The 9700-nt window shown below is 36.0% G+C and carries 11 protein-coding genes; 10 read left to right on the top strand and 1 reads right to left on the bottom strand.

Annotated features, from left to right (window positions below; genetic code table 11):
* Positions 1 to 20: 20 nt before the first annotated feature.
* The 9 genes from U8526_RS12695 to U8526_RS12735 all read left to right on the top strand — a co-directional run bounded on the left by U8526_RS12695 (position 21) and on the right by U8526_RS12735 (position 8030).
* Positions 21 to 2267 (top strand): ATP-dependent helicase, encoded by a 2247-nt coding sequence (locus U8526_RS12695; protein ID WP_334342314.1) that lies wholly within the window; start codon positions 21 to 23, stop codon positions 2265 to 2267.
* Positions 2268 to 2284: 17 nt separating this feature from the next.
* The gene (locus U8526_RS12700) at positions 2285 to 2434 is read left to right on the top strand and encodes a hypothetical protein (RefSeq protein ID WP_334342315.1); all 150 of its coding nucleotides are present in this window, start codon (positions 2285 to 2287) and stop codon (positions 2432 to 2434) included.
* Positions 2435 to 2482: 48 nt separating this feature from the next.
* Positions 2483 to 3352, top strand: a complete 870-nt coding sequence (locus U8526_RS12705) for an AraC family transcriptional regulator (protein WP_334342316.1) — start codon at positions 2483 to 2485, stop codon at positions 3350 to 3352.
* Between the two features lie 71 nt (positions 3353 to 3423).
* Positions 3424 to 4821, top strand: a complete 1398-nt coding sequence (locus U8526_RS12710) for a subtype B tannase (protein ID WP_334342317.1) — start codon at positions 3424 to 3426, stop codon at positions 4819 to 4821.
* Between the two features lie 30 nt (positions 4822 to 4851).
* Complete coding sequence (locus U8526_RS12715) at positions 4852 to 5088, top strand: hypothetical protein (RefSeq protein WP_334342318.1); 237 nt, start codon at positions 4852 to 4854, stop codon at positions 5086 to 5088.
* Positions 5078 to 5233 carry a hypothetical protein gene (locus U8526_RS12720; protein WP_334342319.1) on the top strand — a complete coding sequence of 52 codons (156 nt, stop codon included), beginning with the start codon at positions 5078 to 5080 and terminating at the stop codon, positions 5231 to 5233. The genes U8526_RS12715 and U8526_RS12720 overlap by 11 nt, the downstream gene beginning before the upstream one ends.
* Positions 5234 to 5562: 329 nt before the next feature.
* Complete coding sequence (locus U8526_RS12725; RefSeq protein ID WP_334342320.1) at positions 5563 to 7038, top strand: UbiD family decarboxylase; 1476 nt, start codon at positions 5563 to 5565, stop codon at positions 7036 to 7038.
* A gap of 12 nt (positions 7039 to 7050) precedes the next feature.
* Positions 7051 to 7623, top strand: coding sequence for a UbiX family flavin prenyltransferase (locus U8526_RS12730; protein WP_334342321.1), 573 nt, complete (start codon positions 7051 to 7053; stop codon positions 7621 to 7623).
* Positions 7623 to 8030: a prenylated flavin chaperone LpdD gene (locus U8526_RS12735; protein ID WP_334342322.1), complete on the top strand. Its 408-nt coding sequence runs from the start codon at positions 7623 to 7625 to the stop codon at positions 8028 to 8030. Before U8526_RS12730 ends, U8526_RS12735 begins: the two co-directional genes overlap by 1 nt.
* Before the next feature lie 52 nt (positions 8031 to 8082).
* Here U8526_RS12735 and coaBC read toward each other — a convergent pair whose 3' ends face one another.
* Positions 8083 to 9276: a bifunctional phosphopantothenoylcysteine decarboxylase/phosphopantothenate--cysteine ligase CoaBC gene (gene coaBC, locus U8526_RS12740; protein ID WP_334342323.1), complete on the bottom strand. Its 1194-nt coding sequence runs from the start codon at positions 9274 to 9276 to the stop codon at positions 8083 to 8085.
* An 80-nt stretch (positions 9277 to 9356) separates the two neighbouring features.
* On the opposite strand from coaBC, the gene U8526_RS12745 reads away from it, so the two are divergent.
* Complete coding sequence (locus tag U8526_RS12745) at positions 9357 to 9545, top strand: hypothetical protein (protein WP_334342324.1); 189 nt, start codon at positions 9357 to 9359, stop codon at positions 9543 to 9545.
* The last annotated feature ends 155 nt before the right edge of the window (positions 9546 to 9700 follow it).

Here is a 9700-nt window from a genome sequence, read left to right on the forward strand (position 1 = left end):
TGATGGAATCGAATCTGAAGATGAAGTTTTCAGATGAACAGATTGCCATTTTGAATAATGATTTTATGAGACCACTGTTAGTCAACGCTTGTGCTGGCTCAGGTAAGACGACTATTTTTATTCTGATGGCCTTGATTGCGATAGCCGAAGGTAAGACGGAACCCAATGAAATCTTAGGAATTACCTTTTCACATAAATCAAAAATTGATATGGGTCAACGTTATCAAAATTTTGTTGACCAGTTGCAAGGCAGTGGTTTGAATTTGTCCAGTGGTAAGCCTAAATTTACTACTTTTCACGCACTGTTTTATCAATTATTGCTACAGAATCCTGAATACCGCAGTGCAAAAGTTCTAACATCTTATCGCTATTTTATTCGAGATTTATCGGACCAAATCAAACATCCTAGCAATATTATTACCAAAGATGAGATGTTGTCGGAAATGTTTGATCTGAACGACTATTTGATTAACCAAGATTTGACTAGTGACGGAGTTTTGCCTAATGAGTGCGTCGACAAACCTTTAAGTGAAGCGGTTAAAGTCATGGGTCAATACTCAAGACAGAATCATAACGAAACTTTTTTTGAAGATTATATTGATGTGATCAAAAAGTATCAGGAATTAAAGCGTAGCAACGGTTATATTGATTTCAACGATATGAAACTTTTGTTGTTGAAGAGTATGCAGACGCCAGAATATTTGCAGTATTATCAACGAATCATGGCTCGTTTTAAGATTGCTGTCATTGATGAGTTTCAAGATATCGACAACTTGCAGTGGAAAATTATTTCACAGCTTTTGAGTCCCGAGACGATGCAGCATTTGATTGTGATTGGGGATGACGATCAGAGTATCTATTCATTCAGAGGTAGTAACCCGCAATTTATTTTGAACTATAAAAAACTTTTACCTCAAGCTCAGAAGAAGAATCTATCGACGAATTATCGAACGGGCGAGAAGATTTTGAAACGGGTGATTCCACTGATCAAGAAGAATCATGTTCGTTTGGATAAGGAATTGTTGTCGGGCAAGAAGGATATGGGAAAATTTATCCTATATAGCACTAAGAAATCGGGTTTTAGTGGCGATTCTAAGATGTTACGACGTCTGGTTAAGCAGATCAATGATCCTAAAATCAATAACGATGACATTGCAATTTTGGTCCGTTACAATTCTTCAAGAATGTTGTTGGCTGATTGGTTGGCCAATCAAGAAATTTACGCTGATATCAATAATATTGGTGCTATTTTGCAGAATAATATTGTTTATCGAATTGTGACCGAGTTGATGAAATCTTTGTGGCAAGATAAATTTTCTTACTTCAGTAATCAAGCTAATCGAATCGGTTTTCGAGCTTATAAGGATCACACAGAAAAAGTTCAAGCTGGGGATGAGTTTGAAACTTTGAGTGAGTATTTTAAAGCTGCCGGAAAGTATAACGCGACAACTAATACACCTTACAAACGGACTGATGAACGAGTTAAAGTTTATTTCAACAGTGTTCAACGCTTTAAAAAACAGATGGAACAGTCAGATAATGAAGCTACGAAGCAAAAATTGTCACTGAGCCTGATTAAAGATTTGTATAAGGCTACAACTAAGTTAACCGATAGATATTTTGATTACATGGAAGAAAAGAATTTCATGTCAAAAAATGAAGTTAATGATATTAAGAAGTATCTGTTGGAAGAGTTGGAGAAGTACCCTAATATCGATGATTTCTTTAGTGCCGAGGAAAATAAGAAAGAAATTCTTACGAGTCGAGTTGAGCAGGGTAAACAAGATAATCGGATTCAATTTTTATCATTGCATCAAGCTAAGGGATTGGAATTCAAGTATGTTTATCTCTACGGTTTGACCGATAAAGAAGTTGACCGTAACAGTAAAATCTTGAATAATTGGTTCCCACCAGAAATGCCAATGGATAAATTCATACAAAAGTGGAAATTAGTTTTCAACCATGACTTTAAATATTTAGAGAATGCTTTGAAGACCGCACATATTGAAAAATATCGTGACATTACTAATAACAATGCCTTTAATCCAATCAATCTGGATAAGACTTTGAATAAGAATAAAGAATTTAAGATGTTCTATACAATGTATAAAGAGATTGAGAATTATTCAGCTTTTATTGAAGAAGAACGTCGTCTCTTATATGTTGGGGTTACCAGAGCACAAAAGGAATTGAATTTAAGAATTGCTCCGGATTCTAATCCTTTGGTGTTTGAATTGGAGTTACCTAAGAAAAAAGATAAGAAATAAATTGTGAGGGCTTTGGTATGAGTGAGAAAAGTAGAAAAGGTTCTACTAAACATGTAAATGTATTTAGCACTCCAGAATTCGTTGAACACGATTTTCGTGAGGATTTGCAGGTTATTCCTGAAGTTAGTGAATTAAAACCTGTTGGTCGAGAAAAAATGGAACTATAGAGATTACACAGATTGAGGGTGTAATCTTTTTTTATGTTGAGGTGAGTTATGAATAAGAATATGTTTCAACCAGTTCAACCAAATAACAAAAAATTGCCTTTTGGCTGTCGATTGCAAGTGGACAAAACGAAACAAATTATTTTGCCTCATTGGCATGATACTTATGAAATTGATTATGTGATTCAAAGTAGTAATCAAAATTTTTACTTGGATGGGAAGACTTTTGATCAGTCAACAAATGAAATTGTTTGTGTCAATCCTTATCAGATACATGGTCTAAATCTTCCTAATGATGAAAATAGGGTAGCGATTACTTTAATGATTCCGTTGTTGTTCTTGGATAATCTGAATATCAATAAACTTGATTTACAAATTCAAAATAGAATCATAGATTCCAAAAATGAACATTACTTACTCTTAAAATCCCTATTTAGAGAATTGTATTCTATTTTGACCGTTCCTGAAGATGTTCTGAGTCGCACAGAGGAGATAGGATTGGTTTCCGCTATTTTGGGCATACTGTTCCGTTATTTTTCCAAAAAGACCGCGTTTGTTTTAAATAATTATTCTTCGAAAAGAATTAGATATATTCGGGATATTTTGGAGTGGTTGAATTCAAACTATATGAATGATGTTTCGATTGCTGAAATGGCTCAAAGAATTTCGTTATCAGAAAGTTATTTTAGCCATGTTTTTAAACAGACTGTTGGTCAGTCACCATTGAACTATTTGAGTTCCTTACGAGCTGTTCACGCACAACAAATAATTCAAAATGAGGATAGAACGATGACAGAAATAGCTTCTATGGTAGGATTTTCTAATGTTAAATCGATGAACGAAACTTTTAAAAAGGATTTGGGAATTACGCCTTATCAATATAAAATTCAGCAAAAGAAAGCAGGATTCGACATTTTTTGAACTGAAAAATCATATTACTAATTGTGGAAATTGGTTAGACTGACCTTAGTTGTTTGAGGAGGTTGTTAAGAATGTTAAAACTTGATGTATCAAGATATACTGATCAAATATTATCGGGTGAAAATGGACTTGCCTATCGTGAATTCCGTGATATTCCATATGTAGAGAAGCCGGTATCTGATATTCAAAAATTGAACATTTTCGTACCATTGGCTTATTTCCATGATGGAATAGTTAATGGTTATGATAAGGATACTGCTCCAACTTTTATGCCCAATACTGTTGGAGGATATATGCCAGGCCCACGTGATTATCCAGGAAATAAGGGTTATCCTAGTAATTCAAAAACTATTATCGAAGCTTTAAAACATGGTTATGTAGTTGTTTCAGCTGGTTTGCGTGGTCGAAATTTGAAGAGTAGTGATGATAAAAATATTGGTAAAGCACCTGCCTTTCTAGTTGATATGAAAGCTGCCATTCGTTACGTTCGTCATAATCAAAACTTAATACCAGGAAATGTTGAAAGAATAATAACCAATGGAACCAGTGCTGGTGGTGCAACTTCAGCTACTATAGGAATGTCTGGTAATGCGGAATACTTTGAGCCATATCTAGAAAAAATTGGTGCTGCCAATGAGTCGGATGCTATTTACGCTGCCAGTTGTTATTGTCCAATTCACAATTTAGAAAATGCGGACGGAGCCTATGAATGGGAATTCAATGGCATCAATACATGGTATAGTAAAGTCTTCATTAGGGATGGAAAGAACGGTGAACCACCAGTATTTGAAGATCGAAAGGGTGAATTATCTGTTGAAGAACGGAAATTGTCTGATGAATTAAAACAACAGTTTATTGAATATGTGAATTCATTGAATTTAAAAGATGACAGTGGATCAAACTTATCATTGAATGGTGACGGAACTGGATCATTTTTAAATTACGTAAAAGACTTTATTAAACAGTCAGCTCAAAAAGCTTTAGATAGTGGGCAAAAATTGTCCGGTTCAGAAGGAATAGAAGTAGAGTCTGGGAAGGTTGTTGGTGTTGACTGGATTAAATATTTACATTCTATTACCAGAATGAAGACAGTGCCTGCATTTGATGATTTGGATTTAAAGAATCCTGAACCTAATTTGTTTGGTGATGAGGAGATTGAAAGCAAGCATTTTACAAAGTTTTCTCAAGAGCATAGCCACGTTACTTCTAAAGTTGCCGATTCAACTTTAGTTGAAGCCGTTAATCCGCTAACCTACTTAAGTAATAGAGGAGTTGATACGGCTAAGTATTGGAGAATTCGTCACGGTGCTAGTGATCGTGATACATCCTTTGCTATTCCAGTAATTTTAGCAACGGCATTGAAAAATTCAGGATATAAAGTAGACTTTGCCATGCCTTGGGGAGTACCACATAGCGGCGATTATGATTTGCGGGATTTATTTACTTGGATTGACAAAATTTGTGGATAAAATAAATTATTGTAACAAATAAAGGAGCGATTGGAGAAGAATGAGGAATTAAAAAGTAACATAAAAGAAAAAGTTAATTTACAGACTGAACGCTATAATTTAAAAATATTCAATGAGTTATTTAGAAAAATATACTCAGATTATCGCCCAAATTTTGTTGATCCTATTCACTTATTTTTGATGTATCAAAATTCTAAAGATGATAGATTATTAGGTGAATTGGATGATTTATTAGATAAAATTTGGGAGAAAAAGTATGCTCTATGAGAAGTTTGTAAATTATTTTGAAGATTATCACGATTGTTTTTGTATCATTGGAGGTAATGCCGCATCTATTTTGTTAAATGATGAATTGTATAATGATACAAGTTATCAATTCAGACAGACTCGTGATTACTCATCGAGCCGATAAATCCAAACACTTTAAAGATGTTTGTCAATTGAGTATGTTAGTAATGTCAAACATCAAATATGATCCGATAATAGTACCTGAAAAAATCAGGAAACGGTTATGAGAATTTATTAAGATGATAAGTAATATGAATGATAGGGATTTTTTACAAAGGTTTAAAGAAGTTAAACCGGCTGAAATAAGACCTGACAGAGAACAAACTATTAAAGCACTGAATCTACTACTATAAAAGCATTCCATTATGGAATGCTTTTTAAATTAACATGAATTGTTCGGACCTAATATCCCTCCTATAATGATCACTGTTAAGAAAAAGAGGAGGCAATTAAATGTCAGAACAACCATATGATTTAAGAAGAGTTATTGATGAATTGAAAAAAGAACCAGGTCAATATCATGAAACTGATGTTGAGGTTGATCCAGATGCAGAACTTTCAGGAGTTTACCGTTATATCGGTGCTGGTGGAACTGTCAAACGTCCTACAAAAGAGGGCCCAGCAATGATGTTCAATAACGTCAAAGGATTCCCGGGGACGCGTGTTTTCATCGGTGCAATGGCCAGTCGTAAGCGTGATGGGATGATTTTGCATCATGACTATAAGACTTTGGGACGTCTTCTAAAGGATTCAGTGGAACATCCTGTTGCTCCAGTAATGGTGGATTCTGACGAAGCCCCGGTACAAGAAGTTGTTCATAAAGCTACTGACAAAGATTTTGATATTAGAAAGATTTTGCCAGCTCCAACCAATACCGAATATGACGCTGGCCCATATATTACGATGGGATTAGTTTTAGGTTCAGATCCTGATAAGACTATGACTGACGTTACGATTCACCGTATGGTTTTGGAAGACAAAGATACAATTGGTATGTATATCATGCCTGGTGGTCGTCACATTGGACACTTCCAGAAACAATTTGAAAAACTAGATAAACCTATGCCAATCACAATCAATATTGGTTTGGATCCCGCTATTACCATCGGGGCAACCTTTGAGCCACCTACAACTCCACTTGGTTATGATGAATTGAACATTGCTGGAGCTTTACGTAACCAACCAGTTCAACTTGTTAATGCCAAGACAATTGATGAAAAGGCGATTGCTCGTGCTGAATACGTGGTTGAAGCTGAAATTATGCCTAATCAAACGATGCAAGAAGATATTAATACTCATACTGGTAAAGCTATGCCAGAATTTCCAGGCTACAACGGTGATGCCAATCCAGCCGTTAATGTGGTAAAAGTTAAGGCTATCACTCATCGTAAAGATAACCCAATTATGCAAACGACAATTGGTCCTAGTGAAGAACATGTTTCCATGGCTGGAATCCCCACTGAGGCAAGTATCCTTGAACTTGTCGATAAGGCTATTCCTGGTAAGGTAGTTAACGTTTATAATCCTCCAGCAGGTGGTGGTAAGTTGATGACCATCATGCAAATTCATAAAGACAATGAGGCCGATGAAGGTATTCAAAGACAAGCAGCTATTTTGGCTCTATCAGCCTTTAAGGAATTGAAGACAGTCTTTTTAGTTGATGAAGACGTCGACATCTTTGATATGAACGATGTTGTTTGGACAATGAATACTAGATTCCAAGGCGATAAGGATATTATGGTTCTACCAGGTATGAGAAATCATCCTTTAGATCCATCCGAGAGACCACAATATGATCCTAAGTCAATTCGTTTCCGTGGAATGAGTTCAAAGACAATTATCGATGGTACTGTACCATTTGATATGAAAGATCAATTTATCCGTGCTCAGTTCAAAGAAGTCGATGATTGGCAAAAATATTTGAAATAAGGAAGTGTGAAGATGACTCGTAAAAGAAGAATTGTCATTGGTGTCACTGGTGCTTCAGGTACAATCTATGCGATTGACTTGATGAAAAAATTAAAGGCTCTTGAAAACGTTGAAACACATGTTGTTTTCAGTGCTTGGGCTAAGAAAAATTTACAGTTAGAAACCGAAATGTCTTTAGCTGATATTAAAGGATTGGCCGATTATTTTTACAGTGACAACGATTTAGGTGCGACGATTGCTAGTGGTTCATTCTTAACTGACGGGATGGTGATCGTTCCCGCTAGTATGAAGACCGTTGCTAGTATTGCCGTAGGTATTGGTGACAATCTGATTTCACGAGCTGCTGACGTCACACTGAAAGAACAACGTAAGTTAGTTATGGTACCAAGAGAAACACCTTTGAACACGATACATTTAGAAAATATGACTAAATTATCAAAAATGGGTGTGCAAATGATTCCACCAATTCCGGCATTTTATAATCATCCTGAAACCATTCAAGATCTAGTTGACCATCAAACGATGAAAGAACTAGATGCCTTAAGAATCGATAATGAAATTGGCGGACGTTGGGAGGGAATTTAATGAAATTCTCAGTTACCAAAGAAAATTACACTATGACAGCTGATATTACTGTTATTGGAAAAGATTTATTCATCGCTATAACGGGTGGAGATAATCCCCATATTGGGACTATCACGACTCTAACTAAAGATAGTGAGATGCAGACGGTGCGTTATCCAAGTCATGACGGACGACTACATAAAGACGATGTTTTAGCAACTCGAGTAGGCAAGATTATTCAACCATTTTTGCCAGGAAGCTGCACTATTAGTGCGGGAGTTCATGTTAACCATATTTCCAAAAAACAAATTATGGTTTCATCGCAAATGGCACAAAATTTAGGTAACCAGATTAGTTCTTGGTTGCGAGAGACTAATTTTGATGTGCCGGCACCGGTCTATTATAGTGATTCAGAGAATCCCCAATAAAAATAATACCCTCTAAAATTAGGTTTTCGACCTAACTTTAGAGGGTATTTAATTATCTATTTAAATAGAAATTCCAGAATTTTTTGGCAACATCTTCTTTAGACATTAATGGCCAAACTAGTGGTTCTTGTCCTTTTTGCAAAAGAGTGACTTTATTGGTATCAACATTGAAGCCAGCGTCAGCCTGAGCAACATCGTTAGCTAAAATGACATCGGCATTTTTCTTAGCTAATTTTTTTTCGGCGTTAGCAAGTAAGTTTTGAGTTTCAGCGGCGAATCCTACGACGAATTGATCTTTGGTTTTAGTTGCGGCGATTGTCTGTAAAATATCGGGATTCTTAGTTAATTTGATGGTGAAGATATCTTCATCATCATTTTTTTTGATTTTTTGATTAGCCACATGTTCCGGTTTGAAATCAGCGATAGCAGCGGCCATGACTAAAACATCAACATCAGGAAAGATGTCTTTTAGCTGTTTCATAATTTCGTCAGCGGTTTGTACTTGAATAATATTCATGCCGCCAAAAGGTGCAGCGACAGTTGTGATCAAAGTAACTTCAGCACCTAAGTCACGAGCAACTTTAGCCATCGCAAAGCCCATTTTGCCAGAGGAACGATTACCGATAAACCGAACTGGATCGATTGCTTCCTTAGTTCCGCCAGCAGTTACGACGACTTTGACACCCTTTAGTTTTTTCTCAGAGAATTGTTCTTGAATTGCTTCAACAATCACATCGAGTTCAGGTAGGCGACCTTTACCAGTCATACCTTCAGCCAAGAAGCCCGTGTCAGGTTCAATGACTTGCACGCCCATTTGTTCAAGGACCTGGAGATTATGCTCAACAGCAGGATTGTCATACATATCGGTGTTCATGGCAGGAAAGACCAGTTTAGGTGCTTTAGTCGCTAACAGACTAGTGGAAGTAATATCGTCAGCTAGACCATTAGCCATTTTACCGATAATATTAGCCGTTGCCGGAACCACGACCGCTAAATCGGTCCATAATGCTAATTTGATATGGGGGATAAAGTCATCATTAGTAGTTTGTGGTTTAAAATTATCGGTAATGACTGGTCTTTGACTCAAAGTGGCAAAGGTCAGTGGAGTAACAAATTCCTGTGCGGCTTGGGTCATGACAACTTGAACTTGTGCATCTTGTTTGATCAGTGCACGAACAATATTCAATGATTTGTAAGCCGCAATACCACCAGTAACATAAATTGCGATATGTTTATCCTTAAGCATAATTTCACCTCAAAAATTTTTTCTTACTATATTATACATGATTACAGGTATGATAATATTTTCTTATTAGGGGTGAGGTCATGAATATTTATACGTTGGATATAATAATTGTTATTTTGTTAATTGTTGTTTTAAATGATCCGTTGTTGAAGTTTCTACAGGGTGTGTTGGGAAGCAACTTTATAGTTAATGAAATAATTATTGGTATTGTGATAATTATATTGATGATTGTTATTCATAAATTTGTTTTGAAACGAATCTTTAAATAGAAATAGAGCGTGGTTGAGGCGGAATGTACTTGGGTTTCCGTCCTCCGGGAAAATTGGAAATGCCTTGGAATGCACTAGGCCTTGTCAAGTTGACACTTTTTTCGAGTAAATAATATAACTTTAAGAGATGGACTCATTCCAATATTCCTTTGGAG

The sequence above is a fragment of the Companilactobacillus sp. HBUAS56275 genome (assembly GCF_036913655.1).
Taxonomy (GTDB): Bacteria; Bacillota; Bacilli; order Lactobacillales; family Lactobacillaceae; genus Companilactobacillus; species Companilactobacillus pullicola.